The sequence below is a fragment of the Rhodopseudomonas palustris genome (genome assembly GCF_003591005.1).
Taxonomy (GTDB): Bacteria; Pseudomonadota; Alphaproteobacteria; order Rhizobiales; family Xanthobacteraceae; genus Rhodopseudomonas; species Rhodopseudomonas palustris_K.
The window spans coordinates 1-15,870 of sequence record NZ_QYYD01000008.1 but is presented as its reverse complement, the minus strand read 5'-3'; the positions used below and the strand labels follow the sequence as shown (position 1 = coordinate 15,870).

Sequence of the window (15,870 nt, the reverse complement as noted above, 5' to 3'; positions counted from 1 at the left end):
ACGGCCGTTGCCGTTTCTTTAGTCTAAGCCTGCCTTGCGGAAAGCTGACCGCCCCTACGGCTTTGTGCTAGAGGCTGCGGCGATCCTGATCGGGTTTCCATATCCATCGACGCCCTGCGCGTCGAACCCCAACGATACGAGAGATGCGATGAACGATACGGTGTTGATTGTTGGAGCCGGGCACGCCGGATTTCAGGTCGCGGTTTCGCTACGGCAGGCCAAGTACACCGGTCGCATCGCGCTGATCAATGACGAGAAGCACCTGCCGTATCAGCGGCCGCCGCTGTCGAAGGCGTATCTCAAGAGCGGCGGCGATCCCAACTCGCTGATGTTTCGTCCGGAGAAGTTCTTCCAGGATCAGACTATCGAGCTGATTTCGGGCCGCGCGGTGGCGATCGATCGCGAGGCGAAGACGCTGCTGCTCGGCTCCGGCGACAAGCTGGAATACGGCCATCTGGTGCTCGCCACCGGCGCGCGCAACCGCCAGCTCGACGTACCCAACGCCACGCTGGCGGACGTGCTGTATCTGCGCACGCTCGACGAGAGCGAGCAAGTGCGCCAGCGTATGCCGGACAAGAAGCAGGTGGTGGTGATCGGCGCCGGATTCATCGGCCTGGAATTCGCCGCCACCGCGCGAGCCAAGGGACTCGAGGTCGACGTCGTCGAACTCGCGCCGCGGGTGATGGCGCGGGCGGTGACGCCGGAAATCTCCAGCTACTTCCACGACCGCCACACGGCGGCGGGCATCCGCATCCATTACGGCGTGCGCGCCACCGAGATCACCGGCGAGGACGGCCGCGTCACCGGCGTGTCGCTCAGCGACGGCAGCACGCTGCCGGCTGATCTCGTGGTGGTCGGCGTCGGCGTCATTCCGAATGTCGAACTCGCCGCGGCGGCGGGGCTGCCGACCGCCTCAGGCATCATCGTCGACGAGAACCTGCTCACCGAAGATCCGAGCATCTCGGCGATCGGCGACTGCTCGCTGTTCAGCAGCGTGCGGTTCGGCGAGGTGATGCGGCTGGAATCGGTGCAGAACGCCACCGACCAGGCGCGCTGCGTCGCCGCGCGGCTGACCGGTGAGACCAAGGCTTACGACGGCTATCCGTGGTTCTGGTCGGACCAGGCCGACGACAAGCTGCAGATCGCCGGCCTCACCACCGGCTTCGATCAGGTCGTGGTCCGCGGCAGCGTCGCCGAGCGGTCGTTCTCGGCGTTCTGCTACAAGGACGGCCAGCTGATCGGCATCGAGTCCGTCAACCGCGCCGCCGACCACGTCCTCGGCCGCAAGATCCTGCCGCTCGGCAAATCGATCCCGCCCGAGCAGGCAGCGGATGTCAGCTTCGATCTGAAGAAAGCGACGGCGTAGGTAGCTCTAGGAGTCTCCGTCATTGCGAGGAGCACCCGGATCGGCGCTTCGCGCCGTCCGAGTGCAGGCTCCGCGACGAAGCAATCCAGCATCGTGCACTGCGCTTCTGGATTGCTTCGCTTCGCTCGCAATGACGGGGAGAGTTAGTTCGTCATGGCCGGGATGAACCCGGGCACGACGGTGTGTGGCTGATGCGTTGCCAACAAGCAGGCGCAGGTCGGGTCACGCCAGCGCCGCGAATTCGCGCTGCACAGCTTCGATATCGGGCACCGTCGGCAGCCCGGCTTCGTTGCCGAGCCGCTGAATCTTGAAGGTCGAGGCGGCGCGGGCGAATTCGAAATGGTGCTGCCAGGGCTTGTCCGGGCTGTGCAGATACGAGAACACGTAGGCGCCGTGGAAGACGTCGCCGGCACCGTTGGTGTCGATGACGCGCTCGCGCGGGAGCGAAAAGGCCGGCAGGGTGCGGACGGCGCCGCCTTCGTCATACCAGAGCAGGCCGCGCTCGCCCTGCGTCACGCCGCCGATCCGGCAGCCGCGCGACTTCAAGTAATCGAGCATCTTGTCCGGCGTCATGTCCATCTGCTCGCACAGTCGCTCGGCGACGATGGCGACGTCGATGAATTCGAGCAGCTCGTGGGTGTTGGTGCGCAGCCCGCCGCCGTCGAGCGAGGTCAGGATGCCGGCCTCGCGGCAGAGCTTGGCGTAGTGGATCGCGGCGTCGGGCTGGTGGCCATCGACGTGCAGTGCGCGGCAGTTGCCGAGGTTGAGCACCGGGAACGGATGGATGTGCTCGTCGTCGCGGCAGCGGACGATAGCGCGCTTGCCATCCTTCGGCATAATGAAGGACAACGACGAGGTCGCTACCTTGCGCGGGTGCACCGAGATGCCGTACTTCGCCGTCATGTCCTGAAACATCCGGCCGAGCCAGTCATTGGCCACGGTCGAGATCAGATCGGGCACGATGCCGAGCTTGGCGCAGCAGAACGCCGCTGTGACGGCATTGCCGCCGAATGAAACCGCGTAGTCGGACGCTACGTGTTTCTCGTCGCCGGTCGGCAGATGGTCGGTGATGAAGGTGACGTCGATATAGGTCTGTCCGATGAAGAGTGCGTCCATGAGCGTCCCATGCTGCGAGGCCTGACCCGGCCGCAAACCATAGCATCTGCATGTTGCAGCGCATCGGCTAAAATTGTTGGTGCGACCGAACGGATAGACAGGCCTTCTGCTGAAAGGTCGATGCCAACGAAACGGCGCACGCCCCGGTTCCGGACGGATTGCCGCAGGGAGGATGCCGGCACAGGCAGAACCTCACACGGACGTCGACCGGGGATCGAACGAGGTGGGCAATCCACTGCGTTTGACCGATGCTCGGCATCTGCGTTGCGTCGAGGCCGGCAAATGGGAGAAGGAGCATGGACGTCGGGCGGCACGTGACAGATCAGCGGTCGCCGGAGCTCGGCCCGGCGATCACCGCGATCGACCATCTGGTGGTGCTGGTCAGCGACCTGCCGGCGGCAGTCACGGCCTACCAAACGCTGCTCGGCCGGATGCCGGCATGGCACGGCAGCGACGACGGCGCCGAGAGCGTGTTGTTCACGCTGGACAACATGTCGCTCGAGCTGATGGCGCCGGCCGGCAGCGGCGACACTGCCGAGCGCATTCGCAACGCCGTCAAGCTACAGGGCGAAGGGTTCGCCAGCCTGTGCTTTCGCGTCTCCGACGCCGCCCGGATGTATCGCCGGCTCGATCGCCTGGGGCTCCAGCCCGACCCGGTCGCCGAGGTGGAGCGGCATGACAAGCAGTCGGGCGCTGCGTTGAAATGGCGGCGTACCCGCGCCGCCACGGCCCTGACCCGCGGCGTGCGATTGTTCTTTCTCGAGCTCGCTGCCGAACGACCGCGCTCTGGGGCGGTTGCCGCGGCGCCCATCAAGGCGATGGATCATCTGGTGATCTCGACTGCCGACCCGGAGAGAGCCGCGGCACTGTATGGCGCGCGACTCGGGCTCGACATGGTGCTCGACCGATTGCATCACGAGTGGGGCCGGCTGATGTGCTTCCGCTGCGGCGATCACACCCTCGAGGTCGTACACCGTCCAGTGGCCGGCTCCGATGCCGAGCACGACAAGCTGTGGGGGATCAGCTGGCGGGTCGATGACCTCGACGCCGCCCGCGCCCGGCTGGTCCAAGCAGGCGTCACGGTCACCGAGCCGCGCGCCGGCCGCAAGCCCGGCACCCGGGTCGCCACCGTGCGCAGCGGCTCCTGCCACATCCCGACCCTGCTGGTGCAGATGCTGCGTTGATCTGCCGGCTCACGCCAGCCGGCACGGCACCCGCAGATAGCCGCGGAACCGTACCCGGCCGCCGCGCGCCGGCGTGCCACTGATCGTGTAGCCCGGAAAGCGCGCCAGGAAGCGACGCAGCGCGATCGCACCCTCGAGCCGGGCGAGCGCCATGCCGGCGCATTGGTGCGGGCCGGTGGCGAAGGCGAGGTGGCGGTTCGGCGTCCGCCCGGCGTCGAACCGGTCGGGATCGGGAAACTGCGCCGGGTCGCGATTGGCGGCGCCGATACATAGCGTCAGCGATGTGTTGGCCGGCATGGTGACGCCGCCGATCGTGGCCTCGGCCGTGGTGATGCGGTTGCCGAGCTGATTGGAGCTTTCGTAGCGCAGCACTTCCTCGACCGCGGTGCGGGTCAGTCCCGGATCGGCGATCAGCCGCTGCTTTTCGATCGGGTTGGCGTCCAGCGTCACCAGTCCGTTGCCGATCAGGTTGGTGGTGGTTTCGTGTCCGGCGTTGAGCAGGAAGATGCAATTGTGCAGCAGCTCCTTGGGGGACAGCTGCTCCCCGCTGCTGTCGCCCTGGATCAGCCGTGTCAGCACGTCGCGCTCCGGATCGCCAGGGGAGGCCCGGCGCCGGGCGATCAGCGTTTCGAGATAGGCCAGGAAGTCGCGCACCGCGTCGTTGCCGCGGGTGAAGGCCTCGGGGCTGACCACCGGCTCCAGCGCGCCGAGGATCGCCAGCGACCAGTCGCGCAGCGGGCCGCGCTCGTCATGCGGCACACCGAGCAGATTGCCGATCACCTCGATCGGGATCGCGGCGGCGAAGTCCTCGATCAAATCGACCTCGCTTTTGGCCGCCATGGCCTCCAGCAGCCGGTCGACCAGCGCGATCAGCTCCGGCTCCATGCCGGCGATCGCGCGCGGCGTCAGCGCGCCGATGATCAGCCGCCGGACACGCGTGTGCGACGGCGGGTCGTTGAACACCAGGCTGGTGGTGTGGTGCTCGAACAGCAGCGACTGGCCATATTTCGGGGCGAATTCGCGCTGCTTGTCCGACGAGAACAGCGTGGTGTTCTTGTACACCGCGACCAGATCGTCGTAGCGCGTCAGGAAATAGCCGCCGTTCGCCAGCCGTTTCACCGGCTGATGCGTACGCAGCGCCTGATAGGTGGGGTAGGGGTCGGCGTAGAACTCCGGCGTCAGCCGTTCGAGTTCGAACGCCGCGGCCAGCTCGCTCGAGGTCGTTTCCATCGTGCTCTCTTTTTTGTGCCTTCTTAGAGCTTTTCTCGCCCGAAGTGGATACCGCGCTCGAGCCTACGCCGGACGGTGCGCTCCTGGGGTATGACTTGTCTGCCACGATGATCGGACAATCGCTCACGTTCCAGTGCGGCGCGGCATATCCGATTGACATTCGGCCAGGTGAGTGCCTACTCACAACATGAGTTCATTGCGGATGACGCGCGATCTGCGCCGGGAATTGATCCTTGGCGCCGCCAAGCGATGCTTTGCCCGAAACGGCTTTGCCGGGACCACGACCAAGAGCGTCGCCACTGCGGCGTCGATCTCGGAAGGGTTGCTGTTCAAGCATTTTCCGAGCAAATCTGCGCTGTACGCTGAGATTCTCGCCGACGAATGCGAGGCCGACCCGGCGCTGGCGCATTTGCTGGATCTGCCGGCCTCGACCGAGACCCTCGTCGTTCTCATTCGAAATCTCGTCGCACATTTCCTGCATGTTTCGGACGAGCCGGATCAGGAGGAGGAGCAGCGGCTGCGGCTGCTGATCACCAGTCAGCTCGACGACGGCGAATTCGCCCGGCTGGTGTTCGACAAGGTCGCTGGCCTGATGGAGCCGCAATTTACCGCTTCGCTCGATCGCGCGGTGGCGGTTGGGGATGCCTCGAGGGTCGGGCGGGACCCGATGAACCTGTTCTGGCTGGCGCATCAGACCGTGCTGATGATGGCGTTGGCCCGATTGCCGGCGGTGCCGTGCCTGAGCTACGGGAACGCTCCCGATCTCGAGCGCCAGACCTGCGAGTTTATTTTACGTGGAATTGGACTACACGAAGCCGTAATTGCTGAGCATCTGGATCGCGAGCTTTCGCCCGGTCCGACGCGCGCGGAAAACGACAGAGAGTACACACGATGACGGTTGCCACAGAAACCCCGCCCGCGGCGCGGTCGGCCCCCGAGAAGCCGCGCCCCCGGCCGGCGCGCATGATCCGATGGTTCATCATCGTCGGGCTGCTGCTGGCGCTGCTGGTCGGCGGCCTGGTCGGCTTCAACGCCTTCCGCAACCACATGATCGCGCAGTTCTTTGCCAACAACAAACCGCCGCCGATCACGGTGACGGTCGCCGAGGCGAAGTCCGAGGTTGTGCCGAATCTGCTCACCGCGGTCGGCGATCTCGCCGCCGTGCATCAGGTCAACGTCACCTCCGACGTGTCCGGCCGCATCACTGAGATCCTGTTCACCGCAGGTTCGGAGGTGGTATCCGGCGCCAAGCTGCTGCAGCTCTACGACGCGCCGGAGCAGGCGGACCTCGCCAACTACCGCGCCCAGGCCAAGGTCGCGGAGCTGTCGCTCGACCGCGCCAAGCAACTCGCCGCGCGCCAATTCGGCCCGCAGGCGACGGTCGATCAGGCTCAGGCCGCGTTCGATCAGGCCAATGCGGGTATCGCCCGGACCCAGGCGGTGATCTCGCAGAAGCTGGTACGCGCGCCGTTCGACGGCGTGCTCGGCGTCCGCCGTGTCGAAGTCGGTCAGTACCTCACCGCCGGCACCCAGATCGTGACGCTGACCAACCTGTCGCAGGTGTTTGCCAACTTCACCGTGACGGAAAAAGACTCCGGCACGCTGGCGGTCGGGCAGGCGGTGCGCATTCGCGTCGATGCTTACCCGGGCCGCAATTTCGACGGCAAGATCACCACCATCGAGCCGCAGATCTCGTCTGATACCCGCAACATCCGGGTGCAGGCGACACTGGACAACCCCGGGCACGTGCTCAAGCCCGGCATGTTCGCCACCACCACCGTGGTGCTGCCGGACAAGCCGGCGGTGATCACCGTGCCGGAAACCGCGGTCGACTACACGCTGTACGGCGACTCCGTCTACCTGATCCAGGAGGAGAAGGCGGAGGACGGCAAGACCAACCTCAAGGCGGTGCGAACCTTCGTGCGCACCGGCGAGCGGATCAACGGACGTGCCGTGATCCAGAGCGGCATCAAGCCGGGTGACCGCGTCGTCGCGGTCGGCCAGCTCAAGCTGCAATCCGGCGCCGCGGTCACGATCTCGACCGATCCGCCACCGCCGCAGCCGGCGACGCCGCCGCGCTACTGATCGAGCCTCCGGGTCGGCGCGCCGCGCCGCCCGGTTCTTTCGCAAGGCCCGTGGGCGACGAGCGCCCCAGGGCCGACTGATCGCACCGCAGCCCCGGCGCCAGCCGCCCGGAGCATGCGTCACGGAGCGTCCGTATGGTCATCACCGATATCTTCATCAAACGCCCGGTGCTGTCGGTTGTGGTCAGCATGCTGATTCTGCTGATCGGCTTCCGCGCAGCGATGACGCTGCCGATCCGGCAATATCCCAAGCTGTCGAACACCGTGGTGACGATCACCACGGCGTATCCCGGCGCGTCTCCGGACCTGATGCAGGGCTTCATCACCACCCCGCTGGAGCAGGCGGTCGCCTCGGCCGAAGGCGTCGACTACATCACCTCGTCCTCGACCCTGGGCCAGAGCCTGATCACCGTCTACGTCAAGCTCAACTTCGACCCCAATCAAGCGCTCACCGAGGTTTTGGCTAAGGTCAATTCGGTCAAATACCTGATCCCGCGCGAAGCCAATGACCCGGTGATCGTCAAATCCACCGGCCAGACCACGGCCGTGATGTATCTCGGCTTCTCCAGCAACGAATTGTCCGGATCGGCGATCTCCGACTATCTGACGCGTGTGGTGCAGCCGGTGCTGTCGACCGTCGACGGCGTGGCGTCGGCGGACATTCTCGGTGGCCAGACGTTCGCGATGCGGATCTGGCTCGATCCGTTACGCATGGCCGGACGCAACGTGTCGCCGTCCGACATCTCGGCGGCGATCGCCGCCAACAACTTCCAGGCGGCGGCGGGCCAGACCAAGGGCTATCTCACGGTCTCCAACATCACCACGAACACCGACCTGCAGAATGTCGATCAGTTCAAGCGCATGATCGTCAAGGCGCAGGACGGCGGCTTCGTCCGGCTGGAGGATGTCGCCACGGTCGAGCTGGCCGCGCAGAGTACGGACAGCAGTGTCGCGTTCTCCGGCGAGCGCGCGATCTTCATCGGCGTACAGGCGACGCCGCAGGGCAACCCGCTCAACATCGTCACCGGCGTCCGCGCGCTGTTCCCCGAGATCGAGCGCAATCTGCCGCCGTCGATGAAGATGAAGGTCGCCTACGATTCGACCAAGTTCATCCGCTCCTCGATCGACGAGGTGGAGGCGACGCTGATCGAGGCGGTCGGCATCGTCATCGTGGTGATCTTCCTGTTCCTCGCCTCGTTCCGGTCGGTGATCATCCCGGTGGTGACGATCCCGCTGTCGCTGATCGGCGTCTGCACTGCGATGCTGGCGCTCGGCTTCTCCATCAACCTCTTGACGCTGCTGGCGATGGTGCTGGCGATCGGCCTTGTGGTCGACGACGCCATCGTGGTGGTGGAAAACATCCATCGACATCTGGAGGAGGGCAAGAGTCCGGTCCAGGCCTCGCTGATCGGTGCCCGAGAGATCGTGGGGCCTGTCATCTCGATGACGATCACGCTGGCGGCGGTGTACGCCCCGATCGGCTTCCTCGGCGGCCTCACTGGCGCGCTGTTCCGGGAGTTCGCCTTCACGCTCGCGGGTGCGGTGATCGTCTCGGGCGTCATCGCGCTGACGCTGTCGCCGATGATGTGCTCGGTGCTGCTCAAGCACCAGGAGAGCCAGGGCTGGTTCGCCCGCAAAGTGGATCAGGTGTTCGGCGCGACCACGCGCTGGTACGGCCGGCAACTCGACCGCTCGCTCGACTACCGGCCGATCACCGGCCTGTTCGCTGTGGTGATCCTTGGCCTGGTCGGCTTCATGTACATGAATACGTCGAAGGAGCTGGCGCCCGAAGAGGATCAGGGCATCGTGTTCGCCGTGACCAAGGGGCCGAAATACGCCAACATCGATTACTCGAACTACTACGGCGAGAAGCTCGACAAGGCCTATGCCAGCTTTCCCGAGACCGATCTGCGCTTCATCCTGAACGGCACCTCGGGCCCGAACAACGGCATCGCCGGCATGCTGCTGAAGCCGTGGGACGAGCGGAAGCGCAGCGCGATGCAGCTGAAGCCGCTGGTGCAGGCCGAGCTCAGCAAGATCGAGGGCGTCAACGCCTTCGCCTTCAATCTGCCGCCGTTGCCCGGCGGACCGGGCGGCCTGCCGATCCAGATGGTGATCAACTCCACCGCCGGTTTCCGCGCGGTCTACGAGGAGATGGTCAAGCTGAAGGATGCGGCGCGCAAGAGCGGCCTGTTCATCGTCGCCGACAGCGACCTCGACTTCAACCAGCCGGTGGTGCGCGTCACCATCGACCGCACCAAGGCGAGCGACCTCGGCGTCAACATGCAGCGCCTCGGTTCCACGCTGGCGACGCTGCTCGGCGGCAACTACGTCAACCGCTTCAACCTCGAAGGCCGGTCCTATCAGGTCATCCCGCAAGTGCCGCGGGCCGACCGGCTGACGCCACAGTCGATCGAAGGATACTATGTGGCGAGTGCGTCCGGTCAGCAGATCCCATTGGCGACGCTGGTGTCGATCGAGACCGCCACCGACCCGAACGCGCTGTCGCACTACAACCAGCTCAACTCCGCCACCTTCCAGGCGGTGCCGATGCCGGGCGTCACCGTGGGGCAGGCGGTGGACTTCCTGGAGAAGCAGTCCAAGAACTTGCCGACCGGCTTCGGCCACGACTATCTGGCCGACGCGCGGCAATATGTGCAGGAGGGCAACCAGCTCGCCATCACCTTCGGCTTCGCGCTGATCATCATTTTCCTGGTGCTGGCGGCACAGTTCGAGTCGCTGCGCGACCCGCTGGTGATCATGATCACGGTGCCGATGGCGATCTGCGGCGCGCTGATCCCGCTGTTCTTCGGCGTGGCCACGATCAACATCTACACCCAGGTCGGTCTGCTGACGCTGGTCGGCCTGATCAGCAAGCACGGCATCCTGATGGTCGAGTTCGCGCGCGAACTGCAGATCAAGGAGGCGCTCGACAAGCGCACTGCGATCGAGCAGGCGGCGCGGGTGCGGCTGCGGCCGATTCTGATGACGACGGCCGCGATGGTCACCGGCCTGTTGCCGCTGCTCACCGCCTCGGGCGCCGGCGCCGCCAGCCGGTTCTCGATCGGCCTCGTCGTCGTCTCCGGCATGATGATCGGAACGCTGTTCACGCTGTTCGTGCTGCCGGCGGTCTACGTCGCGATCGGCACCGACCACCGCGCCGCCGCCGAAACCGACCGCGCCAAACAGATCGAAGAGTACGACCTCGAGCACGCCTCACCGTCGCTGAAGGCGACCTGAGGCGAGCCACTCAACATCTTCTCGTCATGGCCGGGCTTGTCCCGGCAATCCACGCCTTTTCTGCATCCACAGCCTCTTTCGTCATTGCGAGCGAAGCGAAGCAATCCAGCGTCACACCCGGGGCTTGGATTGCATCGTCGCTGCGCTCCTCGCAATGACGGAGAGGCCGGGGTCGATCGTCGCACGCCTCCAAATCTGCGAGCTCCAGCGCCGTCAGCGGTTTGCGAAACCTGCGCGATCTGCTTAGCTGGTGCAGCATGAAACACGAGACTGATGTTCTGGTGCTGGGCGCCGGCATTGTCGGCGTCAGCGCGGCGTTGCATCTGCAGCAGCGCGGCCGCGACGTGGTGCTGGTCGACCGCAATGCCGCCGCCGGCGACGAGACCAGCTACGGCAATGCCGGGCTGATCGAGGTCGCCTCGGTGCAGCCCTATCTGTTTCCGCGCGATCTCGGCCATCTGCTGCGCTATGCGTTGAACCGCTCGGCCGACGTGCATTATCATCTGTCGGGCCTGCCGGAGTTCGGGCCGTGGCTGCTGCGCTATTTCATGGCGTCATCGCCGGAGTCCGCCGCGCGCATCGCCAAGGCGGCGCTGCCGCTGATCCGGCAGAGCCTCGCCGAGCACGAGGCGCTGATCGATGAGGCCGGGGTGCCGGAGCTGCTGCGCAAGACCGGCTGGATCAAGCTGTTCCGCACCGAGGCATCGTTCGGCAAAAACGTCGCCGAACTCGACGGCGTCAAGCGCTTCGGCGTCACCGCCGATGTGCTGGACAACGCGGCGCTTGCGGCACGCGAGCCGAATCTGATGGGCAATTTTGCCGGCGCCATCCACTGGCTCGAGCCCGGCTTCATCCCCGATCCCGGGGCGCTGGTGAAGGCCTATGCGGCGTTGTTCGCCCGCAAGGATGGCCGCTTCCTGCGCGGCGATGCGCTGACGCTGCGGCAGCAGAGCGGCGGCTGGCACATCACCACCGACGACGGCGTGGTATCTGCTCGCGAAGTCGTGGTGACGCTCGGGCCGTGGGCGGATCTGGTGTTCAGGCCGCTGGGCTATCGCATCCCGCTCGGCTTCAAGCGTGGCTATCACCAGCACTTCACATCGCGCGGCAACGCGGTGTTGCAACATCCGGTGCTCGACGCCGATCGCGGTTATTTGCTGGCGCCGATGAACCGCGGCATCCGTCTCACCACCGGCGCCGAGTTCGCGCGCCGCGACGCGCCGCCGACGCCGGTGCAGGTGACGCGCGCGCGTGCGCTGGCGCGCGATCTGTTTCCGCTCGGCGAGGCGATCGAGCCGCAGCCGTGGATGGGGGCGCGGCCGTGCCTGCCCGACATGCTGCCGGTGATCGGCAAGGCGCCGCGCCACGTCGGCTTGTGGTTCGATTTCGGCCATCAGCATCACGGTCTGACGCTCGGCCCGGTAACGGGGCGGCTGCTGGCCGAGATGATGACCGGCGCAGAACCGTTCGCGGATCCCAAACCGTTTGCGCTCGAACGATTTGGTTGAGGCGGCTTCGCTCCGGATTGCTTGCATCGCACCTGCCGACGCGGCGATACTGCCGCATGTTCAGGATGCTCCGCGGGGGCGTCACTTGGACCTCCTACGGAGGCATCGTTACAGCGAACAACGATTCGCAAGGGCGATACGCCTTCCTGCCAAAAGTCTGGAGCGGCTATGAAAGTCAACGTCGAGATCGATTGCACCCCCGATGAAGCACGGGCCTTCTTCGGCCTGCCCAATGTGCAGCCGATGCAGAACGCCGTGATGGACAAGCTGCAGCAGCAGATGCTGTCGAATATCGACAAGGTATCGCCGGAAGCGTTGCTGCAGAGCTGGTTCACCTTCGATCCGAAGCTTGCGGAGCGCTTCCAGGAAATGTTTGTCAGTATGACCGGCCTCGGCAGCACGCTGCCGAAGGAGCGAAAGTAGATGGCCGACAAGGACAACGACCCGGCGGCAGCCTGGCAGGCGATGCTCGGGGAGATGAGCAAGGGTTTCACCACACTGGCCAGTCAGGCGATGGCCCAACCCGAGATTGCCAAGGCGGTCGGGCAGGTGAGCGGCGCCACCGCCGAAGCGCAGAAGCAGTTCGGCACAATGGTCGAGCAGTATCTCGCCGGCCTGAACCTGCCGACGCGCGCCCAAATGGACGCTCTCGAGGCTCGTTTGGCTGCGGCCGAGGCCAGGATCGACCAGCTTACGGCATCGATCGAGCAGGCAAGCGGGACGCCGGGCGCCAAGCCGGCCAAGGCGAAGTAAGCCGCGACTGTCGGTGGGCTCGGCTCAACACGGCGCTCCTTTCTTCAGCCAATGATTGGTTCCAAAAGGAATGGTGCGTTGCAGCATTCGTGTTGCAATGCACCATGGGCGATGTTATATAATGGGGGGCCCGGGCCGTTGCCGGACGGGGCAAGACCATAGCTCACACGAGGATGGAGACACCCGATGACTGACACTCACCAGACCAACGACGCTGCGTTCGATCAGGTCAAGCAGGCGTTTGCGCCGGTTTCTGACGCGTTCAAGAATTTCCAGAACCTGGAAGTTCCGGAAGCGACCCGCGACTTCGTCAAGCGCGCCGCCGGCACTGCGAAGGAAAAGGCTGCCGATTTGCACGCCGGCTCCGAGAAGCTGACTGCGACGCTCGAAGAGGCGGTTGCCAATTCGGTCAGCGAAGCGGCGCGGATCAGCCGCAACATCCAGCAGGCGATCCACCACGACGCCCAGGCGTTCTTCACCGGCATCGACAAGCTCGCGTCGGCGAAGTCGATCAACGAAGCGGTGCAGATCCAGTCGGATCTGGTTCGCTCGCACGGCGAAGTGCTGGTCGCGCGCGCCAAGTCGGCCACCGAATATTTCAGCCGACTCGCCGCCGACTCCGCCAAGTCCGCGCAGGACAATCTGAGCAAGACCTTCAGCAAGTCGGCCTGAGCCGACCGCAACTGAACGTCGCCACGTCCTCAGGCCCGCTCACGCGGGCCTATTTTTTTGGGAGGACCGCCTTCTCAGGCTGTTGTTCTCGCTCGGCCCCTCCGTGAGAGACCCACCCCTCCGCGAGTCGTTCCGCGGCGCTGACGAAGTCAGCGAACCCGGAACCTCGGCGCCATATAACGTCGGGATTCCGGGTTCGCTCGCAAGAGCGAGCGCCCCGGAATGACGAACGCTGAGTTTGTACTTGGCGTCTAATCTACGATCGCCGCGCGCAATCGGCACATTGCGCTGCTGCGCCTCACGCCCGCCGCGCCAGCGCGATGCGCGCTTCGGTCTTCTTCCGCGGCGTTCGAGCCGGTTTTGCATCAGACGTATCCACCGCCGCGATCGCCTGTTCGGCGCCGGCGATCATCAGCGTGGTTGCCATCTGTGCGTAGGCTTCGCGCGACAGGCCCTTGCCGTCGCGGAACCACAGATAGTGCCAGTTCAGCATGCCGAACAGCGACATCGTCAGCGGTTTCAGCAGCTGCGGCTTGGCGGCCGCCGCCGGGATCGCGGCGGCGATCGCATCCGACATCAGCACGACGAGGCGGCGCTCCAGCGCCTTGAGCTCGTCCTGCTGCTCGGCCGGCAATAGTTTCAGGCTGGAGATCTGCACCTGATGTTCGGCGTCGGCGCCGCGATAGGCCTCGAGCAATGCCGCCGCGATCGCAAATAAGCGCTCGCTTGGCTCGGCTTGCCGTGTCGCTTCTTCAACCACGCCGACCAGATGCTGCAGATGATCGGCGAGCAGGTCGAACAGCACCGCGTCCTTGGAGCGGTAGTAGTGATACATCAGCGCCTTGGAGACACCGCACGCATCCGCGATCATGGTGATCGAGGTGCCGGTGTAGCCGTGCTCGGCGAACAATTTCGCGGAACGCGCCAGGATGCCGAGGCGTTTCTGATCGTAGTCGGTCGCTCGCGTGCGAGCCATGCGGGCAATGTCCTTGGTAAAATTGCGGTCGACGCAGCGCGCCGGCACGCGATGCGGATGATCCGGTTCCGACACTTGCATTGACCGTCCAATTGGTCAATTATATTTCCACCAAGGCCGGGCTGCAGGCTCGCCAGCGAGGAAACGCCATGTACACGCAGGCGCTCAACACCACCGAAGCCGAGGATCGTAACCTCGAGGATGCCGGCCGCGCCGCGCGGTTCCAGCAGCGGATCGACGCCGAGCAGCGCATTGAGCCCAACGACTGGATGCCGGCCGCGTATCGCAAGACGCTGACCCGGCAGATCTCGCAGCACGCCCATTCCGAGATCGTCGGCATGCTGCCGGAAGGCAACTGGATCACCCGCGCGCCGACGCTGCGCCGCAAGGCGGCGCTGCTCGCCAAGGTGCAGGACGAATGCGGCCATGGCCTGTATCTCTACGCCGCGGCCGAGACGCTCGGCAGTTCGCGCGAGGAGCTGGTCGATCAGCTGCTCAGCGGCAAGGCCAAGTACTCGTCGATCTTCAACTACCCGACGCTGACCTGGGCGGATATCGGCGCGATCGGCTGGCTGGTCGACGGCGCCGCGATCATGAACCAGATCCCGCTGTGCCGCTGCTCCTACGGCCCCTATGCGCGGGCGATGATCCGGGTCTGCAAGGAGGAGTCGTTCCACCAGCGCCAGGGCTACGAGATCATGCTGACGCTGGCCAAGGGCTCGGCCGAGCAGAAGGCGATGGCGCAGGACGCGCTGAACCGCTGGTGGTGGCCGTGCCTGATGATGTTCGGTCCGCCGGACGGCGCCAGCCAGCACAGCGACACCTCGACGATGTGGAAGATCAAGCGCTTCTCCAACGACGAGCTGCGCCAGAAATTCGTCGATGCCACCGTGCCGCAAGCGCATTATCTCGGCCTGACGCCGCCAGACGCGGAGTTGAAATATAACGAAGCGACCGGGCATTGGGACTACGGCACGATCGACTGGGACGAATTCAAGCAGGTGCTCGCCGGCAACGGCCCGTGCAACCGCGACCGCCTCGCCGCCCGCCTCAAGGCACACGAGGAGGGCGCGTGGGTGCGCGAAGCTGCGGCCGCCTATGCCGACAAGCGCAAGAGCAAGATGGCGGCTTAGCGCCGCGTTCAATTTGTAACCTCTCCCCGCGCGCGGGGAGAGGTCGACCGGCGAAGCCGGGCGGGTGAGGGGGCTACTCGGCGCGGCCGAGCGGTTGATACACGCGGAGACGCCCCCTCACCCCGACCCTCTCCCCGCAAGCGGGGAGAGGGAGATCAGGAGGGAGCGACTTATGACCACGCCGAACACGCAGCTGTGGGAAGTCTTCATCCGCAGCCGCAACGGCCTTGCGCACAAGCACGTCGGCTCGTTGCATGCGTCCGACGCCACGCTGGCGGTGCAGGCCGCCCGCGACGTCTACACCCGCCGCAGCGAAGGCCTGTCGATCTGGGTGGTGCCGTCGAGCGCCATCACGGCGAGCGACCCCGCCGAATCCGGCATGCTGTTCGAGCCGGCGGAAAGCAAAATCTATCGGCACCCGACGTTTTACGATGTGCCGGACGAAGTCGGACATATGTAGTTGGCTGCGCAGGCGTAAGCCCCGAGCACGGCCTAACCTCCCCCCGCGTGCGGGGAGAGGTCGACCGGCGAAGCCGGGCGGGTGAGGGGGCGTCTCCGCACAGCCGAGCGGCTGCGACTCGCGGAGAGCGCCCCTCACCCCACCCCTC

Annotated in this window: 14 protein-coding genes; 11 read left to right on the top strand and 3 right to left on the bottom strand. The window is 65.5% G+C overall.

Features of this window, described 5'->3' with window-relative positions:
• Positions 1-148: 148 nt before the first annotated feature.
• On the top strand, positions 149-1,366 hold the full coding sequence (locus tag D4Q52_RS09225) for an NAD(P)/FAD-dependent oxidoreductase (protein WP_119856262.1): 1,218 nt from the start codon (positions 149-151) through the stop codon (positions 1,364-1,366).
• Positions 1,367-1,588: 222 nt separating this feature from the next.
• Here D4Q52_RS09225 and D4Q52_RS09220 read toward each other — a convergent pair whose 3' ends face one another.
• Positions 1,589-2,482 (bottom strand): sugar kinase, encoded by an 894-nt coding sequence (locus tag D4Q52_RS09220; RefSeq protein ID WP_119856261.1) that lies wholly within the window; start codon positions 2,480-2,482, stop codon positions 1,589-1,591.
• Positions 2,483-2,778: 296 nt separating this feature from the next.
• Between D4Q52_RS09220 and D4Q52_RS09215 the strand changes: the two genes are divergently transcribed.
• Positions 2,779-3,666 carry a VOC family protein gene (locus tag D4Q52_RS09215; RefSeq protein WP_119856260.1) on the top strand — a complete coding sequence of 296 codons (888 nt, stop codon included), beginning with the start codon at positions 2,779-2,781 and terminating at the stop codon, positions 3,664-3,666.
• Positions 3,667-3,675: 9 nt separating this feature from the next.
• Here the strand turns inward: D4Q52_RS09215 and D4Q52_RS09210 are convergent, their stop codons facing one another.
• On the bottom strand, positions 3,676-4,896 hold the full coding sequence (locus D4Q52_RS09210) for a cytochrome P450 (RefSeq protein WP_119856259.1): 1,221 nt from the start codon (positions 4,894-4,896) through the stop codon (positions 3,676-3,678).
• Between the two features lie 187 nt (positions 4,897-5,083).
• On the opposite strand from D4Q52_RS09210, the gene D4Q52_RS09205 reads away from it, so the two are divergent.
• The 7 genes from D4Q52_RS09205 (at position 5,084) to D4Q52_RS09175 (ending at position 13,153) form a co-directional block, all read left to right on the top strand.
• Positions 5,084-5,791, top strand: coding sequence for a TetR/AcrR family transcriptional regulator (locus D4Q52_RS09205; protein ID WP_119856258.1), 708 nt, complete (start codon positions 5,084-5,086; stop codon positions 5,789-5,791).
• Positions 5,788-6,981: an efflux RND transporter periplasmic adaptor subunit gene (locus tag D4Q52_RS09200; protein WP_119856257.1), complete on the top strand. Its 1,194-nt coding sequence runs from the start codon at positions 5,788-5,790 to the stop codon at positions 6,979-6,981. The genes D4Q52_RS09205 and D4Q52_RS09200 overlap by 4 nt, the downstream gene beginning before the upstream one ends.
• 134 nt (positions 6,982-7,115) lie before the next feature.
• Positions 7,116-10,220, top strand: coding sequence for a multidrug efflux RND transporter permease subunit (locus D4Q52_RS09195; RefSeq protein ID WP_119856256.1), 3,105 nt, complete (start codon positions 7,116-7,118; stop codon positions 10,218-10,220).
• 257 nt (positions 10,221-10,477) lie between these two features.
• Positions 10,478-11,728: an FAD-dependent oxidoreductase gene (locus D4Q52_RS09190; RefSeq protein ID WP_119856255.1), complete on the top strand. Its 1,251-nt coding sequence runs from the start codon at positions 10,478-10,480 to the stop codon at positions 11,726-11,728.
• Between the two features lie 168 nt (positions 11,729-11,896).
• A complete protein-coding gene (locus tag D4Q52_RS09185) occupies positions 11,897-12,151 on the top strand; it encodes a DUF6489 family protein (protein WP_119856254.1) in 255 nt (84 codons plus the stop codon).
• Positions 12,152-12,481: a poly(R)-hydroxyalkanoic acid synthase subunit PhaE gene (locus D4Q52_RS09180; RefSeq protein ID WP_119856253.1), complete on the top strand. Its 330-nt coding sequence runs from the start codon at positions 12,152-12,154 to the stop codon at positions 12,479-12,481. It begins immediately after the preceding gene.
• A 186-nt stretch (positions 12,482-12,667) separates the two neighbouring features.
• Positions 12,668-13,153: a phasin gene (locus D4Q52_RS09175; protein WP_119856252.1), complete on the top strand. Its 486-nt coding sequence runs from the start codon at positions 12,668-12,670 to the stop codon at positions 13,151-13,153.
• Between the two features lie 298 nt (positions 13,154-13,451).
• Here the strand turns inward: D4Q52_RS09175 and D4Q52_RS09170 are convergent, their stop codons facing one another.
• Complete coding sequence (locus tag D4Q52_RS09170) at positions 13,452-14,129, bottom strand: TetR/AcrR family transcriptional regulator (protein ID WP_119856425.1); 678 nt, start codon at positions 14,127-14,129, stop codon at positions 13,452-13,454.
• Between the two features lie 149 nt (positions 14,130-14,278).
• Between D4Q52_RS09170 and paaA the strand changes: the two genes are divergently transcribed.
• Positions 14,279-15,262 (top strand): 1,2-phenylacetyl-CoA epoxidase subunit PaaA, encoded by a 984-nt coding sequence (gene paaA, locus D4Q52_RS09165; RefSeq protein WP_119856424.1) that lies wholly within the window; start codon positions 14,279-14,281, stop codon positions 15,260-15,262.
• Positions 15,263-15,434: 172 nt separating this feature from the next.
• Positions 15,435-15,722, top strand: coding sequence for a 1,2-phenylacetyl-CoA epoxidase subunit PaaB (gene paaB, locus D4Q52_RS09160; protein WP_119856251.1), 288 nt, complete (start codon positions 15,435-15,437; stop codon positions 15,720-15,722).
• Positions 15,723-15,870: the final 148 nt, after the last annotated feature.

Bases quoted from the DNA above. Each gene is read 5' to 3' on its own strand.
- D4Q52_RS09205 (WP_119856258.1), top strand. From the start codon at position 5,084: ATGAGTTCATTGCGGATGACGCGCGATCTGCGCCGGGAATTGATCCTT.
- paaA (WP_119856424.1), top strand. From the start codon at position 14,279: ATGTACACGCAGGCGCTCAACACCACCGAAGCCGAGGATCGTAACCTC.
- D4Q52_RS09175 (WP_119856252.1), top strand. From the start codon at position 12,668: ATGACTGACACTCACCAGACCAACGACGCTGCGTTCGATCAGGTCAAG.
- D4Q52_RS09210 (WP_119856259.1), bottom strand. From the start codon at position 4,896: ATGGAAACGACCTCGAGCGAGCTGGCCGCGGCGTTCGAACTCGAACGG.
- D4Q52_RS09220 (WP_119856261.1), bottom strand. From the start codon at position 2,482: ATGGACGCACTCTTCATCGGACAGACCTATATCGACGTCACCTTCATC.
- D4Q52_RS09170 (WP_119856425.1), bottom strand. From the start codon at position 14,129: ATGGCTCGCACGCGAGCGACCGACTACGATCAGAAACGCCTCGGCATC.
- D4Q52_RS09200 (WP_119856257.1), top strand. From the start codon at position 5,788: ATGACGGTTGCCACAGAAACCCCGCCCGCGGCGCGGTCGGCCCCCGAG.
- D4Q52_RS09195 (WP_119856256.1), top strand. From the start codon at position 7,116: ATGGTCATCACCGATATCTTCATCAAACGCCCGGTGCTGTCGGTTGTG.
- D4Q52_RS09190 (WP_119856255.1), top strand. From the start codon at position 10,478: ATGAAACACGAGACTGATGTTCTGGTGCTGGGCGCCGGCATTGTCGGC.
- D4Q52_RS09185 (WP_119856254.1), top strand. From the start codon at position 11,897: ATGAAAGTCAACGTCGAGATCGATTGCACCCCCGATGAAGCACGGGCC.
- D4Q52_RS09215 (WP_119856260.1), top strand. From the start codon at position 2,779: ATGGACGTCGGGCGGCACGTGACAGATCAGCGGTCGCCGGAGCTCGGC.
- D4Q52_RS09180 (WP_119856253.1), top strand. From the start codon at position 12,152: ATGGCCGACAAGGACAACGACCCGGCGGCAGCCTGGCAGGCGATGCTC.
- paaB (WP_119856251.1), top strand. From the start codon at position 15,435: ATGACCACGCCGAACACGCAGCTGTGGGAAGTCTTCATCCGCAGCCGC.
- D4Q52_RS09225 (WP_119856262.1), top strand. From the start codon at position 149: ATGAACGATACGGTGTTGATTGTTGGAGCCGGGCACGCCGGATTTCAG.